This is a genomic window from Streptococcus sp. ELY_125, assembly GCF_058314535.1.
Window position 1 is genome coordinate 164,837 of the sequence record NZ_JBZFUM010000002.1, and the last position, 22,431, is coordinate 187,267.

Here is a 22,431-nt window from a genome sequence, read left to right on the forward strand (position 1 = left end):
TCTTACACCTTCTCTTTCACATTTTTACCAAGGATACCAGCTGGGCGAACCAGAAGGATGATAATCAGTACAATATAGACGATGGCATCGCGGTAAGTCGACAGGTTGACTGCATTGGCCAAGGTTTCCAAAATCCCGATAACAAAACCACCCAAGGCAGCACCCGGAATAATCCCAATACCACCCAATACAGCGGCGACAAAAGCTTTAATTCCGGGGATCATCCCCATCAGAGGATCAATGGAATTGTAGTAGAGACCAATCAGAACACCTGCTGCACCAGCCCAAGCTGAACCAAGCGCAAAGGTAAAACTGATGGTTGAATTAACATTGATTCCCATCAGCTGGGCAGCATCACTGTCTACCGATACAGCTCTCATAGCTTTCCCCATTTTGGTTTTCTTAACAATTATTTGGAGAGCCACCATCAAGGCAATAGCCACAACCAAGATTAAGAGCTGGATATTGGTGACTGTCACTGGTCCTAAATCATAGTTATGTTTTTGAATAGCTTCTGGGAACGAACGCGGATTGGAGCCAACAAAGTAAACCATGGTGTACTCTAAGAGAAAGGACACCCCTATAGCTGTAATCAAGGCTGAAATTCGCGTGGAATTACGCAGAGGACGGTAGGCTAAGAATTCAATCAACATTCCTAACAGAGCCGTTATTACCATGGTAAAAACCAAGGCCAGCCAGAAGTTCATGTGAAGACCATTGATAGCATAGTAGCCGATAAAAGCCCCCATCATGAAGATATCTCCATGAGCAAAGTTAATCAATTTAATAATCCCATAAACCATGGTATAACCCAGGGCCAGTAAGGCATAGATACTTCCCAGAATAATACCATTAACTAGTTGTTGTGGGAGTTGTTCAAGTAACATAAAATACCAAACTTTCTAGTTTTATCCATCTAATACAAACGTTGTAGTGGCTCCGTTATTTTTTAACCGTTACAGCTTCAGCGGAGCTTTCTGTACCATTATCCAATTTCACCATAACGGCTGACTTAATTGGGTTGTGGTACTTATCAATTGTCATCTTACCGGTGACTCCTTCAAAATTTTTCAAGGCTGCCAGATTAGAAGCCAATTCGATAGAGTCATCTGCCCCCTTTGCTGCTGCTGCAATCATATAGACAGAATCATAGGCAAGGGCCGAAAACATATTGGGTTCTGAACCGTAGGTTTCTTTAAAGTTGCTAATAAAATCATTAGCTTTTCCGGACAAGGCAATCTTGGTAGAGTAACCTGATACGTAGTAGACATTCGTCGTATTCTTCTTACCTGCCAAGCTCACAAAGGTCTTATCACTGAAACCATCAGGACCAAGAATAGGTGCACTGATGCCCATATCACGCGCCTGTTTTGTAATCAAGCCTGTTTCAGTGTAGTAGCCAGGCATAACGATAGCATCATAGTCCAGATCTCTGATACTTGTCAGGGCTGACTGGAAGTCCGTATCTTTCGCCGCAAAAGTCTTAGTGGCAACAATATCACCCTTGTAAGTTTCTTTGAACTCATCTGCTATCCCTTTGGCATAGTCGCTGGAATTATCATAAAAAAGCACAACCTTTTTCGCCTGCAGGTTTTCCGATGCATACTGAGCTAGTACTTGCCCTTGGAAACTATCCCTAAAAGTGGTACGGAAAACAAACTGCTTTGTTTCTGTTTTTCCATTGAGATTATCAATGGTTAAATCATCCTGTGTCCCACTTGGGGAGAGAAGGGGAACTCCTGTTTTTTGAGCATTCAGCGAAGCTGCCGAAACCGCTCCAGATGTGGCAGGGCCAATAATGGCATTAACTTGACTTTGAACAGCTAGGTTCGTTGCCGATGTAGAAGCTTCAGCATTGTCAGACTTATTGTCCTTGGTCACTAATTCTAGCTTTTTGCCATCTACACCACCGGCTTTGTTAATTTCTTTAACAGCCAGCTTGATACCTTGATTTTCGGCCGATCCGTAAGCAGATACAGGACCTGTCAGCTCCATATCTACACCGATTTTAATGGTGTCGCCAATTTTTGTCCCAGCGGCATTGCTGGTAACATCAGGAGACTTACCGCAGGCTACTAATGTTACAGCAGCCAGCAGAAGCATACCAGTTGCGATAATCTTTTTATACATCAGATTATTTCTCCTTAATAAAGATACTTGACCCACCCAAATAGACCCAATGCAGCACACCGTTGTATAATGACTAAGGTAGCTAACTTTTCTTACGGTTGTATTCAGGTGGATTTAGATTGAAAAGCATAAAGGACGGTCATAATATTTGATCCCCTCCTAGCTTTAAAAGCCTACTGTATAGAATACAGAATTATCTGATAATTGTCAAGGAAATTCGCTCGTTAATCAGGATAAAAAGCGTCAAGAAAGGGGTTTCAGCATTATCACTAATTCGTAATAACATAAGACTTTTCTGAGACTGAGATAAAGGCACAAATATACCTATAATTGGTAAAAAGAAAAAGCTGGGTAAAATTGTACTGGCCTCAAGCGCTAGATCTTTGATCCAACACTAGAGATTAGCACAAAAACTACTTCCAGCAATTTTTAACAGACTGACAGAGTGAAACTAGAGTGTAGGAAGCGAACCAATATCCAGATCATCAGTTTCATCACCCACTTCTTCCTGATTGCGATACAAACTTCCGACAAAATCGCGATCAATATTATCTAAAGATGACAGGCGTACCTCCTTAACAAATCTTAACTTTTCTAAGGCCGCTATTGTCCCCTCAAGCTTTTGCGCATCACTGTAGAGATGCACATAGCGAAAACGCCTAGAGTGGTAAAGCATATCACCATAACGATTTAGCTTTCTGGCATCGCGATTGTAATAGAGATAGACGATAATCCCCTTACGTTCTTGCTTATTAAACATTTTCCTATCCCTTCTCTCGAATATTTTCTCCTCTACCATGTCCATGCTGGCGCTTATGCGGTGCAAAGGGCAAACCTGTATCCACAAATATATCTGGCGAGACAGCTTGAGAAATTTGAGTCGTTAAATCGGCCAGAAGTTTTTGCAAGGCTACTTCAGCCAGTCTCAAATCTTGGACGCAAGGCGTCATATCTATCTGACGCTTCTGGCCCAAAACCTGACGCCTTAACTGGGCTACTTCCGGTCTAAAATTAACATAATTTTTCTGCTCCTCATAGCTCTCTTGCAAGTTTTGGAATTGGAGAATTTTTTCTTGCAAATCGCTGTCAGCAGCCAAAACTGCTTTGGCCGTACGATAGGTCTGCACTTGGGGGGTCTCTAAAATCGCTTTAACCAGCATGTCAATTTGGTGATCAATGGCTAACAAATCCTGATTGATTTTTAACATATCCCTATTATAACAAAAAGGAGAATGGAAAGAGCTCAAAAATTTTTAATTGGGTTCTCACCGCTCCCTGATTCCTGGTTAATGACTTAAATCAATCTCTCCTTAAACGGTCTGCTCACTCTCGTGTTTTTAAAACTTCCACCTTTAACAGTCCCTTATATCTTTTAGCAAAAGGAAAGTCAGCTGCGCTAAAGGTTTATGAAAAAGTATGAAAGTAGGACAAAAATCAGTAAATCGCGGTAAAATCACGATTTTGATTTTCCTCACCCTCCTATTTTTAGGCTCAGCCCTCTGCCACTTTCCTGTTTTTAGGTGGCAGGCTTTGGCAGCCTATCCCCAGACTGCCAAACTCTACTGGAGCATTTCAATCCCACCTCTGCGCTATTTGATAAATCTAGGGCAATTCAAAAGAGGCGGGACTTTTTGCCTCAGCCTCTTTCAACTATTATTCGCTAAATCTTATTTCAAGGCATTGTTTTCCATAATTTCATCGATAAAGCCATATTCGAGTGTCTCCTGAGCTGTCATCCAGTTATCACGCTCAGCATCCACGTGGACCTTCTCAAGCGATTGACCTGAATTATCTGCCAGAATTTGTTCCAGAGTTTGGCGCGTTTGCAAGAGGTGCTCAGCTGCAATAGCCATATCGGACTGTTGCGTACCACCGCCAGTGCCGCCCATCGGCTGGTGAATCATGTATTCTGCATGCGGCAACATAAAGCGCTTGCCTTTGGCCCCGCTGGAAGCAATAATGGTTCCCATCGATGCGGCCATTCCCATAACGATTGTTTGGACATCTGATTTGATAAAATTCATAGTGTCTACAATAGCCAAGCCAGCTGATACAGAGCCACCAGGTGAATTCACATAGAGGTAAATATCTTTGGTACTATCTTGAGCGTCCAAGAACAGCAATTGGGCAATAACTGAATTCGCCATATTATCTTCAACCGGACCTGTCAGCATGACGATGCGGTCTTTCAAGAGGCGTGAATAAATATCGTAGGAACGCTCTCCACGACTAGTTTGTTCAATAACTACTGGAATCATAGTATTCTCCTTTGATCAAAATGTTAAGGACTCGACGGATAAAACTTGCTTAGCAAATATCAGTAATATCTGGCTGAAAAACCGTAAATCAACCAAAATACAGACTTCCTAAATCAGTTATCTCCCAGAGGAGCCGTGGCTGTAAGACCCGAGATCTTAGAGCTAGCTGCTCTTTTCTGAGGACGAATCCATGTTTCATTACTAAAACGTGACCTTATTATATCTATTTGGTCAAAAAAGGTCAAATAAAAAACTCACTTTTCACAATTTCATAAAAAAACAGTCCAGCAAACAGACTGTTAGACAAGATTGCCAAGTAAATCTGCGGACCTATTTGGTACCAAAGAGACGATCGCCAGCATCACCAAGCCCAGGTACAATGTAGCCGTTATCATTTAACTTTTCATCAAGGGCTGCCGTATAAATATCGATGTCGGGATGAGCTTCTTGAAGTGCTTTGACTCCTTCCGGTGCTGCGACTAGGCAGACAAATTTGATATTAGCTGCACCGCGTTTTTTAAGAGAGTCCACAGCCAAAATAGCTGAGCCTCCAGTTGCCAGCATAGGATCTACTAAGAAAATCTGCCGCTGATCAATATCCTCAGGCAGTTTGACCAAGTACTCTACAGGCTGCAAAGTCTCTTCATCGCGATACATACCAATATGACCGACCTTGGCAGCTGGTACTAGACTTACAAGACCGTCAACCATACCAATACCTGCTCGAAGAATAGGAACAATGGCCAATTTTTTACCAGCTAACTGCTTTTGCACTGTCTTGGTCATTGGTGTTTGAATCTCTACATCTTCTAGCGGAAGGTCACGCGAAACCTCATATCCCATAAGCATAGCAATTTCATTGACCAATTCACGAAAGTTTTTCGTGGACGTATCTTCACGACGCAGAATTGAGAGTTTGTGTTGGATCAGTGGGTGTGAAATAACTTGAAATTTTCCCATAATACATTAGCTTACGAGAAGCTTACCTTCTTTCTAAGGGTGTTTTCTTTATTATACCAAATAGGCCGAGATTTTAACGGGCATAACTGTTATTTCATTAGAAAAGATAGCGCTGACTAATGACCTTTAAATCTATACCTATTTGAAATATTTAACATAAATAGTAACTGTCTGAAAAAAATCAAATTTCCTGATTATTTTTTTCTATTAAGAATGGAACTAGGTTCATATTCTAAAAAGTAAGCATAATAAAAGCACTTCCTTTCATACAATCGAAAGGGAGTGCTAGTCCTTTTTATCAGCTAAGTCGCTGTTTATTTGCAAAAGCTTTAGCTAATCGTTCACAGGCTTCCTGCAGGACTGATGTAGGAGTAGCAAGGTTGAGGCGGGCATGACCTACACCTTCCTTACCAAAGGTCGATCCGACATTGAGGATGAGCTTGGCTTCTTCTTTGATTTTTTTGTGAAGCTCCTCGTCTGATAGATTATAGGCTGAGAAATCCAGCCATACAAGGTAGGTGCCTTCTGGTTTCATGACCTTAATCTTAGTATGCTGCTCTAGATAGTTTGCTAGAAAATCGCTGTGCTTTTCCAGAAGCGCTTTTAATTCGGTCAGCCAAGGTTTACCGTAACGAAAGGCAGCCTCTGTTGTTATCAAGCCGATAGTCGGGACTTCATGCTGATTATTAGCTAGTTGACGCTTCTTAAATTGAACTCGTAATTCCGGATTTTCAATGATCGCAAAGCTATTTTTAGTTCCGGCAACATTGAAGGTTTTTGTGGCACTGGAGAGAACCAGACTGAATTGACCAAAGTCACCGACAGTATTGATACTGTGATGTTTATGATTAAACAGGGCTAAATCCTGATGAATCTCATCTGAAATCAGAATAACTCCATGTTTCTGGCAGAGCTCTGCTACTTTTTGTAATTCCTTAGCTGTCCAGACCCGTCCTCCAGGATTATGAGGACTGCAAAAAACATAAAGTTTGACTTGATTTTCTACGATATCTTTTTCTAACTGACTAAAATCAAGTTCAAAATGACCATTTCTTTCCACCAAAGAATTTTCAATCAATCGGCGGTCGTTAAGTTTGACAGAGCGAGCAAAGGGAGGATAAACCGGTGTATTGATAAGAACTGCATCTTGTTCTCGAGTAAAAGCCTGAATGGCTACTGATATAGCAGGGACGACTCCCTCAATAAGAACAATGGCTTCCTTATCCACCTGATAGCCATGCTCTGCTTTTTCCCAATTTTGAATGGCCTCAACTACACCATCCCAAATATAGGGATAGCCGTAAACTCCAAAATCAGTATAGCGCTGAATAGCAGTTTGCATTTCTGGAAAGGCTAAGAAATCCATATCTGCCACCCAAAGAGGAAGCAAATCTTTATCTTCCTCCACTTCCTTCCATTTGACAGAGTGGTTACCAAGTCGGTTGGGTAGGGTTGTAAAATCGTAATGTGTCATGCAATCCTTCTTTCATACTTAGCCTTCTAAGGCTTGTTTTAAATCAGCTACTAGGTCATCTGCATCTTCAATACCTATCGAGAGGCGCAGCAAATCGTCAGTCAGGCCGTAAGAAGCCCGGACATCTGCTGGGATATCAGCGTGAGTCTGAGTCGCCGGATAGGTAATCAGACTTTCTACTCCACCCAAGCTTTCAGCAAAGGTAAAAACCTGCAATTGATTGATAAGGGATGGGATAGTATCTTTATTCACAACCTTAAAAGAAATCATCCCTCCCTTACCTGTAAAGAGAACTTCTTTAACTGCTGGAGATTGTTCTAAAAAGGCCACTACTTGTTTCGCATTAGCTGTGGAAGCTTCCATACGAAGCTTCAGTGTTTTTAAACCACGCATCAGCATATAACTGTCAAAAGGCGATAGGTTGGGACCGGTTGTATTGAGATTATAAAAAAGTTTGTCGTAATAATCTTGATTACTCGTAATAACTACCCCAGCTAAAACGTCATTGTGTCCAGCTAAATACTTGGTCGCCGAATGGACAACAATATCAGCTCCCAGAGTGATAGGAGTTTGATAAATTGGACTGTAGAAGGTATTATCCACGATAACAGCAGCCCCCTTCTCATGGGCTAGGTTAGCAATTTTCTCAATATTAAATTCAACCATCAGCGGATTGGTTGGGGTTTCAATATAGACAATATCGGTAGTATCTGTAATAGCTGCCAGCATTTCAGCCTCAGTATTGGCATAATCAAAAAAGAAACGGCCTTCCTTCTCCTTATCATTAAACCAGCGAAAGGAACCACCATATAAATCGCGTGCGGCCACCACATGACTGCCGACTGGAAAAATCTCAAAAGCCAAGACAATAGCACTCATTCCTGAACTTGTTGCAATCGCATAATCCGCCTGTTCAATAGCCGCTAAAGTTTGTTCCAGCGTTGCTCGGGTCGGATTTTTAGTGCGAGTATAATCAAAACCAGTCGATTGGCCAAATTCGGGATGCTGATACGTTGTTGAAAAATGGATTGGAGAAGCAAGCGCTCCTGTCTCCTTATCAGAATTAATTCCTGCATGTGCCAGCAAGGTCGCTAATTTATATTGTTCTGTCATCAATAGGCCTCCTTTTTGTTCTTTATTTTAGCACGAATTTTTCTCAAAATCTGGAACATGCCAATATTTATTATCGATAGGCTGTTATAAAAAAATGCTATAACAAAAAGGAAATGGTAGGTCATGGGCTTTCGCAGAAAGTCACTCCCTTCACTTCCTTATTTGTATTTATTCTTGATTGTACTGTTAATGTTAAGGCTGGCTGTAAACAAAGCCTACATAATCAGACTATTGCTTCACTTGGTAGGCAAAGATGTCGGTCAGGACTAAAAAAGGGGCTTAAGAGTTTGATAAAATTTATCCTAACCTAGGATTAGGATATTCTAAGCTTGCGCCGTAAACTATCAGCACGACTGCCAATAATACTGTCAATCTGGCGTGTCCGTAAGGAGAGATAGGCGTATACAGCCACCCCGAGACCACCGAGCAGCACTAGATAAACCAAGCTGGAGGTTCGTCCAGCCACCGGATAGAAATAATGTAGGCCCAAATAGCCTAAGCTCACCACTATCCCCATCAAGGCTGTCATCCAAAAAATATTAATGAAGGCTCGTCTAATATCGGCGTGATCAAAATCTGTAACTTCCTGAATTTTGAAATACATAAAGACAATGGGAATCCAGAGAGCAAGTGCTGTAGATACCAGAGGGCCATAAGCACCAAAAACAAAGAGCATGGGAATTTGAAAGACCAGCTTAATCGCCATTCCCCAGAGAAAATATTCAATAGCCTTGCGGTTCTCAAAGAGAGCTTGCAGCATAGGAGCCATCAGAGAATAAAGCGCTAAGAGTAAGGTCTCTGCCATTACTCCAATAAAAAGATAGAGAGCATCTTTTTCGGGTAAGCCATAGAAAACGGTATAGATAGGCTTGGCTAAAATTAAGGAGCCGACAACAGCTGGAAAGGTGAAAATCCACAGCATCTGCAAATTATTAACGACGACCTTTCGCAGGCTTTCCTTGTCCTTTTGCACATAAGATTCTGTTAGAACAGGGATCCCTACACCACCGATGGAGGTCGCTACTGAAATTAAAATCATGTTGATTTTACTAGGATTGGAAGATAGATAGGCAAAAAGCTCATTGAGTTCCTTGCGACTCAGATCTGTTATAACGGATAAGGTATTATTAAAGGTTCCTTGATCGATCAACTGCAAGGTTTGAATAGCTGACCCGGTGATAATAAAAGGAATAGCTTCCTTGAAAGTTTCCTTCAGCAGGGCTAGGGTATCAATCGTAATTTTTTGTGTCTGTTTGGCAAATATTTTTTTGAGCAGACCAGCCTTTTGCAAATAATATAGGAGAACGGCCATACTGGCAATCATACCAATAAAGGCAGCAAAGGTTGATTGACTGACAGCAGCTACATAATCTCCTGAACCCACCTGCATGATCATATAGGCAGTCAGCAACATCCAAATGACACGCACCAGCTGCTCAAACATCTGACTCATGGCATAAGGCTTAAAGTCACTGTAGCCTTGGAAAACTCCTCTGATAACACTCATTGCAGGAAACACTAGAACTGCAAACGAGAGACTGTGGATAACTGGTATCAGCTCTTTTCCTGAGCCAGAAAAAATCGCAAAAAGCGGCGAACCAAAGTACATAATCGCAGCAAAAACGAGGCCAACAATGAGCATGACCTTTAGGAAGCTCCGAATGAGATGGATAGAGTGGTCTTCCTTATCCATGGCATTATATTTGGCAATTTGCTTAGCCACAGCTACATTTATCCCCGTCGTAGACAGCAGGAGAAAGTAGGCATAAATATTGTAGCCCATACCATAGAGGGCGTTGGCCTGACTGGCGGATTGTCCCATCCAAGCATACCAAGGAATAATGTAGAGAGCTCCGAGGAGACGGCTAAGAGTATTGCCTGTTGTTGACCAGAAGGTTCCTCTGACCATCTTCTCATTTTGTGTTATTTTTTTTTCTTCTGACATACTGCCTCTTTCCAAAAATTCACTAGATTTTATTATAAACTTTTGCCTGTGACTTGTAAAACAGTAACTTTAAGTCTAAAATAGTAACCATGATTACAATGACACGTGTGCTTGAGATACTTAAGCAAGATAAAAATTTTAGAGATATTAGTCTGGATGGCCATTTTTATTATAGCTGGAAAGAGGTATCTTTCAGTAAATTGAGTTATGACAGCCGTGACGTTGATGACTCAACTCTCTTTTTTGTTAAGGGAGCAGCCTTTCGCAGAGAATTTCTGGAAAGTGCTGTTGCTGCTGGGCTGAAATTTTACGTTTCTGAGCAAGATTACGAGATGGGCATCCCTGCTATCCTAGTTAACGATATCAAACAAGCTATGAGTTTGATTGCTATGACGTTTTACGATAATCCCCAGAATAAGCTGCAATTGCTTGCCTTTACAGGTACTAAAGGGAAAACGACAGCAGCTTATTTTGCCTATAACATTTTAAAACAAAGCCAAAAGCCAGCTATGTTATCCACCATGAATACGACTTTAGATGGCGAAACCTTTTTTAAGTCAACCCTAACAACTCCTGAAAGCCTCGATCTCTTTAGAATGATGGCTAAAGCTGTGGATAATGGGCGTTCTCATCTGATTATGGAGGTTTCCAGTCAGGCCTTTTTAGTTAAGCGTGTTTATGGTTTAACCTTTGACGTTGGTGTTTTTCTCAACATCAGTCCTGATCACATCGGTCCCATTGAACATCCTAGTTTTGAAGATTATTTCTATCACAAGCGTCTGCTTATGGATAACAGCCGTGCTGCCATCGTTAATAGTGGTATGGAGCATTTTGAAATTGTCCGTGACCAAGTAGCAGACCTTCCTCACGATTTCTACGGTCAGGTATCAGACAATCAGATTGAAGAGGGACAGGCCTTTAGTTTTGCAGCAACTGGAAAATTGGCAGGTCATTACGATATTCAGCTGGTCGGTGATTTCAATCAGGAAAATGCTCTCGCAGCTGGACTTGCCTGCTTGCGTTTGGGGGCTAGCCAACTGGACATACAGACTGGTATTGCACAAACGTCCGTTCCAGGACGCATGGAGGTCTTAACCCAAAATAATGGAGCTAAGGTTTTTGTCGATTACGCCCACAACGGCGACAGTCTGCACAAATTGCTCAGTGTTGTAACCCAACACCAGACTGGGGTAGCTGTTTTGATTCTTGGTGCTCCAGGTAATAAAGGTGAGAGCCGCCGTGCTGATTTTGGGGAGGTTATCAATCAATACCCCCAATTAAGGGTGATCTTAACGGCTGATGATCCCAATAAGGAAGATCCCTTAACTATCTCGCAGGAAATTGCCAGTTATATTAATCGCCCTGTTGATATTATTGTCGACAGAGAAGAGGCAATTGAAACTGCTCTTCAATTGACGCAAGGAGAAAAAGATGCTGTTATCATCGCAGGAAAAGGAGCGGACGCTTTTCAGATTGTTAATGGCCAACGAGCGGCTTATGATGGCGATCTGAGTGTTGCCAAGAAGTATCTCTAGGAACTGCTAATAATTATTAATAAAACCTCTTATTTAGAATCATTACAAGGAGCCAAATCCCTTGGGGGACTTGGCTTTTGCCTTGTTTAAAAATATTCAATAATCTGTTCCAAATTAAAAATTCCTGTGTTATAATGTGAAAAGATTCCGAGGCCTGAGCTAGTCAATCTGGCGGCTTTGGAATCTAAAGATGCCGTTTTATTACCCGACATAGACAGCTCGCCAAGTGTGGCTGTCAAACTTCCGATACTTGCTTCAATAGGCTGTATCACTAAAGGCGAAAATGCATGTTTTGACCAAGCTAAGAGATAGAAAAGTGAAGAAAATCAAGTCTCCATCCACGGATTCTTATCCTACTCCCTTGGCTGAGCACGTTTACTTTAGGTTTCTCGCTAGGCCAAATGTATTTTGTCCTTGGTATCTTACTTAGTGGAATACGAACTAGAGACAGCTCTGTTTGGCTTCAAATTCTCATAATGTTTAACCTGATAGATCAATTTTTATTGCGATTTTTCATTGATACTTGTTGGATTTGTTTGCCAATTTTCTAGTTTCGTGAATTAATGTGGTTAGCTTTGTTAGCTTCATTTTTCCCTTTCAAAGGGCTAGGACCTTTGAAGTACTTTTTATATCTTTTGAAAGGAGGTTCTATGTCAAAGATTTGTGCAAACCAGATTCAGGTTGCCTACGATCACCAAGTTATTATTGATGACCTATCTCTAAGTCTTCCTGAAGGTGAAATTACCACCATTATTGGGGCTAATGGCTGCGGTAAGTCTACTTTACTCAAAGCCCTGACTCGAATTCAAGCTATTAAACAAGGGCAGATTTATCTAAATGGACAAGCCATTGCTAATCTATCAACTAAGGAAGTTGCCAAAAAGTTAGCACTTCTCCCGCAGGTTTTAGAGGCTACTCAGGGTATCTCTGTTTACGATTTGATTTCCTATGGTCGCTTTCCTCATCAAAAATATTTGGGTAGTTTGACTCAGGAAGATCGTAACAAGATTCACTGGGCTATGGAAGTTACTGGGGTGACCGAATTTGCCAAGGTTGATGTTGACAGTCTATCCGGCGGTCAGCGCCAGCGCGTCTGGATTGCTATGGCTCTCGCTCAAGATACTGATACTATCTTTTTGGATGAGCCGACTACCTATTTAGATATGAATCATCAGCTAGAAATTTTGGAATTGCTTCGAGATCTTAATCAAAAGGCTGGCAAGACGATTATCATGGTACTGCACGATCTCAATTTATCAGCCCGTTTTTCTGATCACCTTGTTGCTTTAAAGGATGGGGAAATTCGCTACGAAGGCCCTGTCGATCAGATTATGACCCCTGATATTTTAAAAGAGATCTTCAGAATTGAAGCATTGCTAGCTGAAGATCCTATCCATCACTGCCCTATTCTGCTGACTTACCAGCTGATAAAATAGATTGATTTCAATTGAGCATGAAGCTAATCGTTTCGGAAAAAACGACTCCCTTGTGTACAAGGACACGGCTCCTATATTTGTGATGCGCTGTCGTTCATCATCCTAAGTACAACCTTAAAAGGTCCCCAGACCTTATGAGTTTTTTTCCGTCAGAGATTTTCGCTATTACCAAGCGAATTGCTTCTATGTATCTTGATAATTGAACACGCCTACACTCCTGTGAAAAAAGACTCACCTGCTCAGAATCTTACTGATTCTTCAGCTGGTTCCCTATTTTTCCTTGGAGTGCTTAACGGCTTTGTATCTTAGTAATTGAACACGCCTACACTCCTGTGAAAAAGCTCCCCCTCCTAGAATCTTACTGATTCTTCGGCTGGTTCCCTATTTTTCCTTGGAGTGCTTAACGGCTTTGTATCTTGATAAAGAGGAGAAAACTTATGAAGAAAATTTTAACGGCCTTTTTGGCCGTACTGGCCGTCTTTGTTCTTGCGGCTTGCGGAAACCAAGCAAAAAATAAGGACAAAGAGGTTTCCGACAAACCTAAAATTGAAGGCTTTACCTACTACGGCAAGGTGCCTAAAAACCCTAAAAAAGTTGTTAATTTTGCCTACTCTTATACGGGCTACCTCCTAGAACTAGGTGTTGATGTTTCCAGCTATTCTTTAGATAATGAAAAGGATAGCCCTGCTTTCGGTGATCAGCTTAAAGGTGCCAAAAAACTCACATCTGAGGATACCGAAGCTATTGCTGCTGAAAAACCTGATCTTATCATCGCTTTTTCAACCGATAAAAATATCAAACAGCTCAAAGAAATCGCACCTGTTTTAGTGATTGAGTACGGTAAGCGAGACTACTTACAGATGCTAACTGATTTAGGAAAGGTCTTCGATAAGGAGGATAAAGCCCAGGCTTGGCTCAAAAATTGGAAAACAAAAACAGGCAAGGCCAAAAAGGAGCTTAGCAGTATCCTTCCTAAAAACACCACCTTTACTGTCATGGATTTCTATGATAAAGACATCTATCTGTATGGCAAGAATTGGGGACGCGGTGGTGAACTGATTTATGATGCTTTGGGCTATGCCGCACCACAAAAGGTTCAAGACGATGTTTTTAAAACCGGTTACTTTGGTGTTTCTCAAGAAGTCATTGGGGACTATATCGGTGATTATGCGTTACTTAACGTCAGCAAGGCTACCAAAAACTCTGCTGCCTCCCTTAAAGAGAGCGATGTTTGGCAAAATGTCCCTGCTGTTCAAAATAAGCACGTTCTAGAAGTTGATGAAGCTCTCTTTTACTTCTCTGATCCAATGTCCTTAGACAAACAGTTACCTGCCTTCGTTGATGCTGTTAAGAAGGCTGAACAATAAGGGAAAGGGATTTAATGAACAAAGAAGAAACACTTCTTGGTCAGAAAAATAAGCCAAGCAAGACTTGGCTTATTTTTTTCATCATCTTAGCATTTTTTATCGTCGCCTGCTACATGGCTTTGCGTTTTGGGGCTGTTAACTACAGTCAACATCAGCTTTGGCAAGTCATTAAGCATCCTTTATATGACTCATCACTGCAGGATGTCATCATTGATTTGCGTCTGCCAAGATTACTAGCGGCTATGCTAGTCGGGGCAGCCATGGCCCAAGCTGGTGCCATTATGCAAGGCGTTACTCGCAATCCTATTGCCGATCCTGGGTTGCTAGGAATCAATGCTGGAGCTGGACTCGCCTTAATCATTGGATATGCTATTTGGGGCAGTTTACATTATACAGCTATTCTTTTCGTCTGTTTACTGGGATCTTTTGTGACAGCCTGTTTGATCTTTGGTCTGTCTTATCAGCCGCGAAAAGGATACCACCCTATTAGGCTTATTTTAGCTGGAGCTATGACCTCTACCCTTTGTGCATCTATAGGTCAAGCCATAACTCTCTATTTTCACTTAGAAACGAGTATTATCGGCTGGCAGGCTGGAGGCTTTTCTCAGATTAATTGGAAAATGCTGGTTATTATTACCCCCTTTATTGTAGCAGGCTTATTCCTTGCTCAATTGCTATCACATCAGCTGACAATTTTAAGTCTTGACGAAACCGTCTCAAAAGCCTTGGGACAGCGTACAACTGCTATTAGTTTTATACTTTTAGGTATTGTCTTACTCCTATCGGCTGGAGCCGTGGCTCTAGTTGGTTCTATAGCTTTCATCGGTCTAATCGTCCCACATTTCATCCGAATTTTCATCGTTAGGGACTACCGCTATCTGCTTCCACTGACAGCTTTTGCAGGGGCTACCTTTATGATTTGGGTCGATGTGGTCAGCCGAACACTCAATCCCCCAACAGAAGTTCCTATCAGCGCCCTTGTCTGCCTAGTTGGTCTTCCTTGTTTCCTATGGTTGGTTAGAAAAGGAGGACACTTATGAAGGAACCACTCTTTCCGGCTAAACATTTTACTTTACTTATCAGTCTGCTCTTATTAGTTATTATTTTATCGCTGTCTATCGGCTATGCTCAATCCTCACTGAAGGATATCTTTGACCTGCTTATCGGCCAAAGTGAACCGGCAACTAGTTTCATCATCACCAGAATTCGGCTGCCGCGTATCTTAGCTTGCATGCTAGGTGGGGCGTCTCTCGCTTTGGCAGGAACCCTCTTACAGACCTTGACTAAAAATTCCTTGGCCGATTCGGGAATCCTAGGAATTAATGCTGGAGCAGGGCTCCTTATGGCGATTGCAATCAGTGTTCTCAATGCTAGCAGTATTGAAACTACTAGCTTACTTCCTATTCTATCTATGTTTGGTGGAGCTGGAGCTATACTCCTCGTTTACCTGATGTCTTGGCAAAAGAATCATGATATCAGTCCTACCCGTCTCATTATTACAGGCGTTGGGGTTTCTAGCATGTTTTCAGGCATCATGATTGCAATTGTTAGCCAAAGCGATGATAATAAGATGGAGTATATTATTTCCTGGCTGAGCGGGAAAATTACAGGTAATGACTGGACAACTCTAGTATCCTTCGCTCCTGTCCTCTTTCTTATCTGGCTAGTAACATTTAGCCGCAGTAAATCTCTCAATATCATGAATCTTAATGAGCAGACAGCCCTTGCTTTGGGACTTCGCCTGCAGCGGGAACGTCTGATTGTCTTGGTGTTAGCAACAGCTCTTGCTTCACTCAGCGTTGTTCTAGTTGGAAATATCACCTTTGTTGGTCTCGTCGCTGGTCACATTACCAAGCGTTGGTTAGGCAACCAACACCAGATCAGTCTCCCTGCCTCCATGCTTATTGGTATGATTCTTTTACTCATTGCAGATACTATTGGTCGTATTTTCCTAGTAGGTACAGGTATTCCAACGGGTATTATCGTTGCTATTATTGGAGCACCCTATTTTCTCTATCTTATGGTGACAGAGACAAAATAAGCTTAACTTTGTGATGATATGACGGTAGCCTGTACTTTGGCTAACGGGTTTAGTTTTTAGGGGTGAGAAAGCACCCGATGCACAAGCAATAAAATTACTGCATGCAAAAAGAGCCTCGTCTTGGCTCTTTTTATACGTGAAAAATTAGTTTTTCATGATCAAATGTCATCGTTAGACTGTATGTCTGATCCTCTATTTCTGCTATGTAGCCTAAAATAACCAAACTTTGGACAAAAATATCCGGTCGCTTCTGTTTAACCCTATCCTTGCGACCAAATTTCAAAAGAAAAGTGGTCATATACTTGAGCGCATACTCAGGATTAACATCTCCCAGAATAGCATAAAGGATCTGCTGTTCTTGAGATAGAGGGTAACCCGATTTAAGTTTGTAAAAATAATTGGATAAGGTAAGACGCGTTCTAGCAAAGTCTGTCTGTTCGATCAAGACAGCCTGATTAGTCTTATTAGCAAGACGCGTACTAAATTCTAAGGTTAAGAGTTTTTGGTAGGCGGGGCTGAGACTGTCAATAAATAGGCTATCATCTAAGTGAATTTCCTGCAGCTGGTCTTCATTTTCCGTCAGTTGTATTTGCAGATAATAGCGGCGTTGATACCGTCTGATGTAACCAGCTTGTATATACTCTTCTAAACTGCGCTCTAACTGCTTAACTTGAGGAAAGTCCTGTTTGATCTGTCTCAAGCTCACGTCATTACGCTTATAGAGATAATTTATTAGATCTCGGAAAAAAGGCTGACCTGTCAGCCGATCTGGATTAAAAACAAGAATCATTAGCCCTCCTAGCTTTTTTTCTGTTTTTAGCTCGCTGGAATTGGCGTCAATGGTTTTTCACTACCAAAACTAGCGGTTAGCTGTCCTTTTTGTAAGATATGCCCCTGCATAGCCTTTAAAAGCTGGGGTTTCCACGTCCATCTGCCTAGCTCCATAGACTGGTCTAAGACATAGACCGTAAAGCGGTAGTCATGCGTTTGCCCCAAGGGTGGTCTAGGACCTGCATAACGGTATCCTCTATAAGCCAATCCTTGACGCGCCGAAGGTAAATTCTCTGCTTCAAACCCGCCCATCAAACCTGATGGAATACGACTAGAAGCTGGGATATTCCATATTAACCAGTGAGTAAATTCCTTCTTCAGAGGGTGGGTTAAATCTTCTAAGATAATAGCGAGTACTTGGGCCTGAGGCGATAGATTGTCGAGGTAGAAAGCAGGCGATTGATCTTTCCCACGTCCTGTATTATCAATAGGAAATTGCCCCCCTTCAAAAATTCCTGGGCAGGTAAACTTAAGCTTATCGACCATCGCTCTCACCTCCTATTATTATTTAGATCAAAAAATCTCTTGAAACTATATTTTCCAGAGCCAATCATTATGTCAGTTACCATTATAACAAATCATATCCATCTCGTTCAAACTCAACTGACAGATCTAGTCAGCTATAAATTCTGATTAAATTAAAATTGTGGCATAATGCCCTCAATTGCGGAGGGTAAATTTCATGGCTAATTTGCTTAATTATCTTGATGTTATTAAAAACCAAAGTTTAGATAATTATTCGCTAAATGAGATCGACTGCTTGGTTTTAACTGAATTAGGCTACCTGCCTTTCAATGGCCTCCTAACTAAAATCTTCGATCTCGGGAAGAGCCTGAGCTTAGCTCAACTAGGTAGGATTTATTTTCAGAAATATGGTGACAAGCTTTTTTCCAGCACAGCCTGTAAAAATCGGATGAAACTCCTGAAAAAATCATGACGGCTGATCGCTACCAAGAGATTGTTGCTAAAGATATGCTTACATTCCCACAGCGTTTTTTTTAAATAATCCAGCATTCCTAAAAACCACCCTTTAATCCGTCTTTCAACTAATTAAAGGGTGGTTTTTTCAAAAATCTCAACACTAATTTAAGCCCAGTAGATAGATTTCAAGCAAATCCCCTAGGGCAATCAGCGTATAGCACCAGCCAATATGTTTCCCATAAAGAACGAAAGCCCCTACTGATCCAAGCCCAAAAGCAAGAACCTCCAAGCCTAATTTAGAAAGACCTGTCAAAGCCTGAGATGATTTGGGAGCACCATAACGGCTCCAGACAAGCACCATTAGTAAGCCTAAAAGGGCAAAACCGATTTTGACTGTCCAAAGTTTTTCAGTGAGAAGACCGCCTAGTAACCCCATGACAGTTACCAGTTCTAACAAAAAACGAATGCTAATCATAATACTGGACAATTAGATCTGCCTCCTTTCTAATTCACAAAAGAAACTCCTGCTGCCAGTAATTTCTCTTTTGTTTTCATGAATTTGGTCTGATTGGCAACCCCAATACCATTTAAATCTAGGCTGACCTTGAATCCAGACCGAGCCGCTGCTAAGGCAGAAGCCTTAACACAAGCATTGCCATCAACACCGATAATTTCCAACTCTCTGACCTCTCTTTCCTTTAAGAAGGTCAAGAGGGCAGTATTGTTTAGGCAAGATGCCCGCCGTTTTTCAAATATGTGATCTGATACAAGCGACAAACCTTGAGCAAATACCTTGGGCTTCCTACTAAGCTCCCACCAGAAACGATTGACAATATAAATCACATGACCTTCAGGATAGCTGGCTATTTTACCATTAATCGCTGACAATAATTGGGAATTGGAGCGATATTTTCCCTTTCCAACATAATCCGTTTGCATATCAATAACCAATAAATAAGAATGAGTCATTGACATTCTTCCTTCCTTTTTTGGATAATTGTGTAGGTTAAATAGTCTGTTACGATAGTGCGCAGGCGTTCATCGTAACTGGTCTGACCATCTGCATAATTAGTTACCATGCCTTGGAGAAAAAGATAAACACCGCGCACAACATTGAGAGCTTGTTCCTGCGTCAAATCAGGACTCAGTAAACTCGTAACGGTCTCTTTCAAAAGTTGGAAACTCTTCATCCGAAGCTCACTAATGGGATAGGTAAATTGCTCTTGATCCACACGTTCACCATCATCTAGAAAAAGCAGGGAGAAAGAATTATAGTTATCAAAGCCAAACTGTATGAAGATATGACTTCCTTCTAATAATTTTACACTGGGTGTCAAATCTTGCTCTTCCAGAGCAAGTAAGGTATGATACAGTTTTTCTAAGGGCTTATGCGCCACCTCATAGAGAATCTCACTTTTATTTTTAAAATAGAGGTAAATGGCTGTGTGTGAACAACCTGCACGCTTCGCAATCTCTCGTACTCCCACGGTTTGATAGTTTTTTTCTTGAAATAAGCTTTGGGCAGCGGCAAGGATACTGTCCTTAGCCCCTCTTTATTCTCAGCTCCTCATATCATTTATAGACTTTTATAAATGCTCTCTAGCAGTCCTGGAAATCTTTCGTTCAATTCATCTAGTCTTAGGGAAATAAAGCGCTGTCGTCCTTCTATACGAACTCTGATTAATCCATTTTCTCTTAACATTTTATAATGATGGGACAAATTATTTTTCCTTCCCAAGTCCGTAAAGTAGCTGCAGTTTCTTTCCTTTTTAGATTTATATAATTCTCGAAAAATGGCTAAACGAATAGGCTCACTCAAAGCATAAAGAATTTGCTCTAGTTTAATATCTGCTGTTGCAGGATGGGATAAATTTTTCACCTTATCACTCCTTTCTTTGCATTCTATCAGAAAAAGCTCTATAATACAATTGTTCAATTTGCATCGAATTATTAAAGAGGAGGTTATTACATGAACATATTAAACCGCTACTTTGAACTATCTGATCTAGCTGTTCAAAATGAAAACAGCCTTCAGGAACTCCGCGCATTATTTACCCAAGATGCTGTTATTGAGGCCAATGACGGTCATACCTATAGGGGACGTGCAGAAATTGAAAATTTCTTTAAAATTTTCTTCAGTCGAAATCTAGCAACTAAGCATTTATGGGATATTGAGAAGCAAAATGATGGCTGGTTTCAGGCCAATTGGGGTGTTGTCTGTCGCAGAAAATCAGGCGATTATTTCACTTTGACAGGTAAAGACATTGCAAAAGTAGTAAGCGGCCAGATTACCCATCTCAAAGTTATAGGCAACCATTAATGTAAAATCAGAACCACTTTAAAAGCGTTTGAAATCACTGAATTTCAAACGCTTTTAATTTTTATATTCTCTATAGCTTTTTGACAGTTACACCTACTTTGTTCAAAAAAGCTTTTCGTTTTGCTTCTGTACAAGTTTCACGCCCCATATTGCCCAGCACTATTAAGCGCCGCGTTTTAATACCACAATGATTGAGAACAGCACTTTTTAATGCTGCTAGGCCATAACTATCTGGCACACTGATCCAGCCAGAAAAGAGTTTATACCACCAGCTGGGGGCCATGGAGGTCGCAATAATATCTGCCGTTCTTCCCTTTAAAAGTTTGCGAAATTGCTGTCCACGCAGGTAATTCCAGATGAAATTACCCTCGGTATTAGAAGAATAGGCAACACCCGGAGTAAAGGTACGATCAATCCAGCCTTTCATAAGGCTAGGCATGCCGCTCCACCAAATCGGATAAACAAAGATGAAATGATCGGCCCACTGGATAAGTTCCTGTGACAAAAGTATCGTCTCATCTTCTGGCATGCGCTTGCGATAGCCATAGCGCAAGATCGGATCAAATTGCAGGCGGCCAAGCTCCAATGTTTCCACCTGATGTTGGGCAAAATCTAGGTTTGCCATCACGGTTTCAAAAATTGCCTGACTAAAACTCTCTCGATCAGGATGCCCATTGACGACTAAAATATTCATATGATTTCTCCTTAATTTATCAACACCATTAGTATATTGTGACTAGTATTGACAAACAATCCATATTTTCTTATAATCTGTAGGAAATCGTACATTATGTATGATATATGTTTGATAAGCAACAAATAGGAGAAAATTATATGGTGCAAGATATTCGAGTTCTTAAGACCAAGCGCGATATTGAAGCAGCTCTAACCAATCTCATTTTGACTCAGGGTTTTTATTCCCTGACTGTTCAAGATATTTGCAAGCAAGCCCTAGTCAGTCGTTCTACCTTTTACAGCCACTACTTGGATAAATATGACATTATTGAACAGCTCATTGCAAAAACTTTGGACCCTCTTCAGGAAAAATTTGCGGCTAAATATGGGGAAAATTTGGATAATGGTCAACTAAAGGACTTTTTAGGGGATATTTATCAATTTTATCAGGAAAACACAGCCCTTCTAAAGGCCTTATTAAAAACTCCTTTGGATAATCAACAAGGTTTTGAGGAGCAATTCGACCATCTCTGTCAGCTATATATCAAAGAGCTTTTGCTCAGAGAGGGAACATCCTACAATCTTCCTCTGGAACTCTTGACCCAACTATATGCATCTATTGTCCGGTCACTGATGAAGTGGACCATTGAACATGGGCCTAACGAAGACCTAACAGATTTCACCTACCGTATGCATAAGGCCTTTATGAACATCATATAGGGCTAAAGTTATAAATTTAGTGCAATTATTTTATCCGACAGCGATAAAGTAATTGAGATGATTGGGCTAGAAGGCTCGGATTGGTCCCAGACTGCCCTTTAGGGACAGCTAAACCAAGCTGCTCGTAGTATTCCTGCCAGAAATCTGTCACATCTTGATGGCTGTCTCCAAATTGCATTGGAATTTCTTCAAAAATCGGAAGAAGATGTGCAATGAGCTGAGAGCAGTAAAAACCTGTTCCGTCAGGATAAAAGCTAATATTATAAGGATTTCCAAGTAGAGTCTGAGCTCCTCTAAGGACTTGTTTAACCTTGATCTCTGGATAGAAAAAAGCATCTACAACCTTATTTTCTTCCAAAAAGCTTGTTAAATCCTGTTTAGATACCCCTTGGTCTATTGTCGCGTGATAAATACTTCCTTCGAGATAGATAGCAACATGACTGTAATCACCTGTGGCGGTCGTGATAGCCTGTCCCATTTCTGAATCGCCTACTGTAAACAGGAGCTCTCCTTCTTGTATTAGGTCTGTCTTCATTTGTTTTTCCTATAAATTAAAGCCAAGGACAAAAGTCCTTGGCTTCAGACTGAAGACAAAGCTCTTGGAATTACATTTCTAAGAGCTTTTTGCTCTGTTTAGGAGTATACTAAAAGAAAACAGTTTGTGAGGTAAGGCCATGTTTCACAAAGAAAAGCCAGATTATAACC

At 41.1% G+C, this 22,431-nt stretch carries 24 protein-coding genes; 7 read left to right on the plus strand and 17 right to left on the minus strand.

Annotated features, from left to right (window positions below):
• Positions 1 to 2 precede the first annotated feature (2 nt).
• The 9 genes from AC4HAL_RS01695 to AC4HAL_RS01735 form a co-directional block, all read right to left on the minus strand.
• A complete protein-coding gene (locus tag AC4HAL_RS01695) occupies positions 3 to 887 on the minus strand; it encodes a branched-chain amino acid ABC transporter permease (RefSeq protein WP_447451672.1) in 885 nt (294 codons plus the stop codon).
• A gap of 55 nt (positions 888 to 942) precedes the next feature.
• Positions 943 to 2,130: an ABC transporter substrate-binding protein gene (locus tag AC4HAL_RS01700; RefSeq protein WP_447451673.1), complete on the minus strand. Its 1,188-nt coding sequence runs from the start codon at positions 2,128 to 2,130 to the stop codon at positions 943 to 945.
• A 451-nt stretch (positions 2,131 to 2,581) separates the two neighbouring features.
• Positions 2,582 to 2,890 (minus strand): DUF2129 domain-containing protein, encoded by a 309-nt coding sequence (locus AC4HAL_RS01705; protein WP_447451674.1) that lies wholly within the window; start codon positions 2,888 to 2,890, stop codon positions 2,582 to 2,584.
• Positions 2,891 to 2,894: 4 nt separating this feature from the next.
• Complete coding sequence (locus AC4HAL_RS01710) at positions 2,895 to 3,338, minus strand: YlbF/YmcA family competence regulator (protein WP_491092676.1); 444 nt, start codon at positions 3,336 to 3,338, stop codon at positions 2,895 to 2,897.
• 459 nt (positions 3,339 to 3,797) lie between these two features.
• On the minus strand, positions 3,798 to 4,388 hold the full coding sequence (locus tag AC4HAL_RS01715) for an ATP-dependent Clp protease proteolytic subunit (protein WP_447451676.1): 591 nt from the start codon (positions 4,386 to 4,388) through the stop codon (positions 3,798 to 3,800).
• Between the two features lie 330 nt (positions 4,389 to 4,718).
• The gene (upp, locus tag AC4HAL_RS01720) at positions 4,719 to 5,348 is read right to left on the minus strand and encodes a uracil phosphoribosyltransferase (RefSeq protein ID WP_447451677.1); all 630 of its coding nucleotides are present in this window, start codon (positions 5,346 to 5,348) and stop codon (positions 4,719 to 4,721) included.
• A gap of 298 nt (positions 5,349 to 5,646) precedes the next feature.
• Positions 5,647 to 6,822 carry a MalY/PatB family protein gene (locus AC4HAL_RS01725; protein WP_491092677.1) on the minus strand — a complete coding sequence of 392 codons (1,176 nt, stop codon included), beginning with the start codon at positions 6,820 to 6,822 and terminating at the stop codon, positions 5,647 to 5,649.
• An 18-nt stretch (positions 6,823 to 6,840) separates the two neighbouring features.
• Positions 6,841 to 7,935, minus strand: coding sequence for a cystathionine gamma-synthase (locus AC4HAL_RS01730; RefSeq protein ID WP_447451679.1), 1,095 nt, complete (start codon positions 7,933 to 7,935; stop codon positions 6,841 to 6,843).
• Positions 7,936 to 8,248: 313 nt separating this feature from the next.
• Positions 8,249 to 9,880 (minus strand): putative polysaccharide biosynthesis protein, encoded by a 1,632-nt coding sequence (locus tag AC4HAL_RS01735; RefSeq protein ID WP_491092678.1) that lies wholly within the window; start codon positions 9,878 to 9,880, stop codon positions 8,249 to 8,251.
• Between the two features lie 89 nt (positions 9,881 to 9,969).
• Between AC4HAL_RS01735 and AC4HAL_RS01740 the strand changes: the two genes are divergently transcribed.
• The 5 genes from AC4HAL_RS01740 to AC4HAL_RS01760 all read left to right on the plus strand — a co-directional run bounded on the left by AC4HAL_RS01740 (position 9,970) and on the right by AC4HAL_RS01760 (position 16,259).
• Positions 9,970 to 11,415, plus strand: a complete 1,446-nt coding sequence (locus AC4HAL_RS01740; protein WP_491092679.1) for a UDP-N-acetylmuramoyl-L-alanyl-D-glutamate--L-lysine ligase — start codon at positions 9,970 to 9,972, stop codon at positions 11,413 to 11,415.
• Positions 11,416 to 12,065: 650 nt separating this feature from the next.
• Positions 12,066 to 12,851 carry an ABC transporter ATP-binding protein gene (locus AC4HAL_RS01745; RefSeq protein ID WP_491092680.1) on the plus strand — a complete coding sequence of 262 codons (786 nt, stop codon included), beginning with the start codon at positions 12,066 to 12,068 and terminating at the stop codon, positions 12,849 to 12,851.
• 437 nt (positions 12,852 to 13,288) lie between these two features.
• Positions 13,289 to 14,218: an ABC transporter substrate-binding protein gene (locus AC4HAL_RS01750; RefSeq protein ID WP_491092681.1), complete on the plus strand. Its 930-nt coding sequence runs from the start codon at positions 13,289 to 13,291 to the stop codon at positions 14,216 to 14,218.
• 14 nt (positions 14,219 to 14,232) lie between these two features.
• A complete protein-coding gene (locus AC4HAL_RS01755; protein ID WP_447451684.1) occupies positions 14,233 to 15,258 on the plus strand; it encodes a FecCD family ABC transporter permease in 1,026 nt (341 codons plus the stop codon).
• Positions 15,255 to 16,259: a FecCD family ABC transporter permease gene (locus AC4HAL_RS01760; protein ID WP_491092682.1), complete on the plus strand. Its 1,005-nt coding sequence runs from the start codon at positions 15,255 to 15,257 to the stop codon at positions 16,257 to 16,259. Before AC4HAL_RS01755 ends, AC4HAL_RS01760 begins: the two co-directional genes overlap by 4 nt.
• 130 nt (positions 16,260 to 16,389) lie before the next feature.
• Here the strand turns inward: AC4HAL_RS01760 and AC4HAL_RS01765 are convergent, their stop codons facing one another.
• The 6 genes from AC4HAL_RS01765 to AC4HAL_RS01790 form a co-directional block, all read right to left on the minus strand.
• Complete coding sequence (locus AC4HAL_RS01765; RefSeq protein WP_491092683.1) at positions 16,390 to 17,049, minus strand: DUF1803 domain-containing protein; 660 nt, start codon at positions 17,047 to 17,049, stop codon at positions 16,390 to 16,392.
• Positions 17,050 to 17,075: 26 nt separating this feature from the next.
• Positions 17,076 to 17,576 carry a YbhB/YbcL family Raf kinase inhibitor-like protein gene (locus tag AC4HAL_RS01770; protein ID WP_447451687.1) on the minus strand — a complete coding sequence of 167 codons (501 nt, stop codon included), beginning with the start codon at positions 17,574 to 17,576 and terminating at the stop codon, positions 17,076 to 17,078.
• A 595-nt stretch (positions 17,577 to 18,171) separates the two neighbouring features.
• A complete protein-coding gene (locus AC4HAL_RS01775; protein WP_491092684.1) occupies positions 18,172 to 18,498 on the minus strand; it encodes a DUF2568 domain-containing protein in 327 nt (108 codons plus the stop codon).
• A 17-nt stretch (positions 18,499 to 18,515) separates the two neighbouring features.
• Complete coding sequence (locus tag AC4HAL_RS01780) at positions 18,516 to 18,980, minus strand: cysteine hydrolase family protein (RefSeq protein ID WP_491092685.1); 465 nt, start codon at positions 18,978 to 18,980, stop codon at positions 18,516 to 18,518.
• Complete coding sequence (locus AC4HAL_RS01785) at positions 18,977 to 19,546, minus strand: TetR/AcrR family transcriptional regulator (protein ID WP_491092700.1); 570 nt, start codon at positions 19,544 to 19,546, stop codon at positions 18,977 to 18,979. Before AC4HAL_RS01785 ends, AC4HAL_RS01780 begins: the two co-directional genes overlap by 4 nt.
• A 41-nt stretch (positions 19,547 to 19,587) precedes the next feature.
• On the minus strand, positions 19,588 to 19,890 hold the full coding sequence (locus tag AC4HAL_RS01790; protein ID WP_491092686.1) for an ArsR/SmtB family transcription factor: 303 nt from the start codon (positions 19,888 to 19,890) through the stop codon (positions 19,588 to 19,590).
• A gap of 90 nt (positions 19,891 to 19,980) precedes the next feature.
• Here AC4HAL_RS01790 and AC4HAL_RS01795 point away from each other — a divergent pair, with 90 nt between their 5' ends.
• On the plus strand, positions 19,981 to 20,331 hold the full coding sequence (locus AC4HAL_RS01795) for a nuclear transport factor 2 family protein (RefSeq protein WP_491092687.1): 351 nt from the start codon (positions 19,981 to 19,983) through the stop codon (positions 20,329 to 20,331).
• A 70-nt stretch (positions 20,332 to 20,401) separates the two neighbouring features.
• On the opposite strand, the gene AC4HAL_RS01800 is transcribed toward AC4HAL_RS01795, so the two are convergent.
• Entirely contained in the window at positions 20,402 to 21,025 is a 624-nt protein-coding gene (locus AC4HAL_RS01800) for an NAD(P)H-dependent oxidoreductase (protein WP_491092688.1), read from the minus strand.
• Between the two features lie 140 nt (positions 21,026 to 21,165).
• Between AC4HAL_RS01800 and AC4HAL_RS01805 the strand changes: the two genes are divergently transcribed.
• Positions 21,166 to 21,726 carry a TetR/AcrR family transcriptional regulator gene (locus AC4HAL_RS01805; RefSeq protein WP_491092689.1) on the plus strand — a complete coding sequence of 187 codons (561 nt, stop codon included), beginning with the start codon at positions 21,166 to 21,168 and terminating at the stop codon, positions 21,724 to 21,726.
• A 25-nt stretch (positions 21,727 to 21,751) separates the two neighbouring features.
• On the opposite strand, the gene AC4HAL_RS01810 is transcribed toward AC4HAL_RS01805, so the two are convergent.
• Positions 21,752 to 22,261: a YiiX/YebB-like N1pC/P60 family cysteine hydrolase gene (locus AC4HAL_RS01810; protein ID WP_491092690.1), complete on the minus strand. Its 510-nt coding sequence runs from the start codon at positions 22,259 to 22,261 to the stop codon at positions 21,752 to 21,754.
• Between the last annotated feature and the right edge of the window lie 170 nt (positions 22,262 to 22,431).

What these genes read in the sequence shown, in the direction of transcription:
- AC4HAL_RS01695 (WP_447451672.1), bottom strand. Translation starts at nt 887, where the DNA reads ATGTTACTTGAACAACTCCCACAACAACTAGTTAATGGTATTATTCTG.
- AC4HAL_RS01700 (WP_447451673.1), bottom strand. Translation starts at nt 2,130, where the DNA reads ATGTATAAAAAGATTATCGCAACTGGTATGCTTCTGCTGGCTGCTGTA.
- AC4HAL_RS01705 (WP_447451674.1), bottom strand. Translation starts at nt 2,890, where the DNA reads ATGTTTAATAAGCAAGAACGTAAGGGGATTATCGTCTATCTCTATTAC.
- AC4HAL_RS01710 (WP_491092676.1), bottom strand. Translation starts at nt 3,338, where the DNA reads ATGTTAAAAATCAATCAGGATTTGTTAGCCATTGATCACCAAATTGAC.
- AC4HAL_RS01715 (WP_447451676.1), bottom strand. Translation starts at nt 4,388, where the DNA reads ATGATTCCAGTAGTTATTGAACAAACTAGTCGTGGAGAGCGTTCCTAC.
- upp (WP_447451677.1), bottom strand. Translation starts at nt 5,348, where the DNA reads ATGGGAAAATTTCAAGTTATTTCACACCCACTGATCCAACACAAACTC.
- AC4HAL_RS01725 (WP_491092677.1), bottom strand. Translation starts at nt 6,822, where the DNA reads ATGACACATTACGATTTTACAACCCTACCCAACCGACTTGGTAACCAC.
- AC4HAL_RS01730 (WP_447451679.1), bottom strand. Translation starts at nt 7,935, where the DNA reads ATGACAGAACAATATAAATTAGCGACCTTGCTGGCACATGCAGGAATT.
- AC4HAL_RS01735 (WP_491092678.1), bottom strand. Translation starts at nt 9,880, where the DNA reads ATGTCAGAAGAAAAAAAAATAACACAAAATGAGAAGATGGTCAGAGGA.
- AC4HAL_RS01740 (WP_491092679.1), top strand. Translation starts at nt 9,970, where the DNA reads ATGATTACAATGACACGTGTGCTTGAGATACTTAAGCAAGATAAAAAT.
- AC4HAL_RS01745 (WP_491092680.1), top strand. Translation starts at nt 12,066, where the DNA reads ATGTCAAAGATTTGTGCAAACCAGATTCAGGTTGCCTACGATCACCAA.
- AC4HAL_RS01750 (WP_491092681.1), top strand. Translation starts at nt 13,289, where the DNA reads ATGAAGAAAATTTTAACGGCCTTTTTGGCCGTACTGGCCGTCTTTGTT.
- AC4HAL_RS01755 (WP_447451684.1), top strand. Translation starts at nt 14,233, where the DNA reads ATGAACAAAGAAGAAACACTTCTTGGTCAGAAAAATAAGCCAAGCAAG.
- AC4HAL_RS01760 (WP_491092682.1), top strand. Translation starts at nt 15,255, where the DNA reads ATGAAGGAACCACTCTTTCCGGCTAAACATTTTACTTTACTTATCAGT.
- AC4HAL_RS01765 (WP_491092683.1), bottom strand. Translation starts at nt 17,049, where the DNA reads ATGATTCTTGTTTTTAATCCAGATCGGCTGACAGGTCAGCCTTTTTTC.
- AC4HAL_RS01770 (WP_447451687.1), bottom strand. Translation starts at nt 17,576, where the DNA reads ATGGTCGATAAGCTTAAGTTTACCTGCCCAGGAATTTTTGAAGGGGGG.
- AC4HAL_RS01780 (WP_491092685.1), bottom strand. Translation starts at nt 18,980, where the DNA reads ATGACTCATTCTTATTTATTGGTTATTGATATGCAAACGGATTATGTT.
- AC4HAL_RS01795 (WP_491092687.1), top strand. Translation starts at nt 19,981, where the DNA reads ATGAACATATTAAACCGCTACTTTGAACTATCTGATCTAGCTGTTCAA.
- AC4HAL_RS01800 (WP_491092688.1), bottom strand. Translation starts at nt 21,025, where the DNA reads ATGAATATTTTAGTCGTCAATGGGCATCCTGATCGAGAGAGTTTTAGT.
- AC4HAL_RS01805 (WP_491092689.1), top strand. Translation starts at nt 21,166, where the DNA reads ATGGTGCAAGATATTCGAGTTCTTAAGACCAAGCGCGATATTGAAGCA.
- AC4HAL_RS01810 (WP_491092690.1), bottom strand. Translation starts at nt 22,261, where the DNA reads ATGAAGACAGACCTAATACAAGAAGGAGAGCTCCTGTTTACAGTAGGC.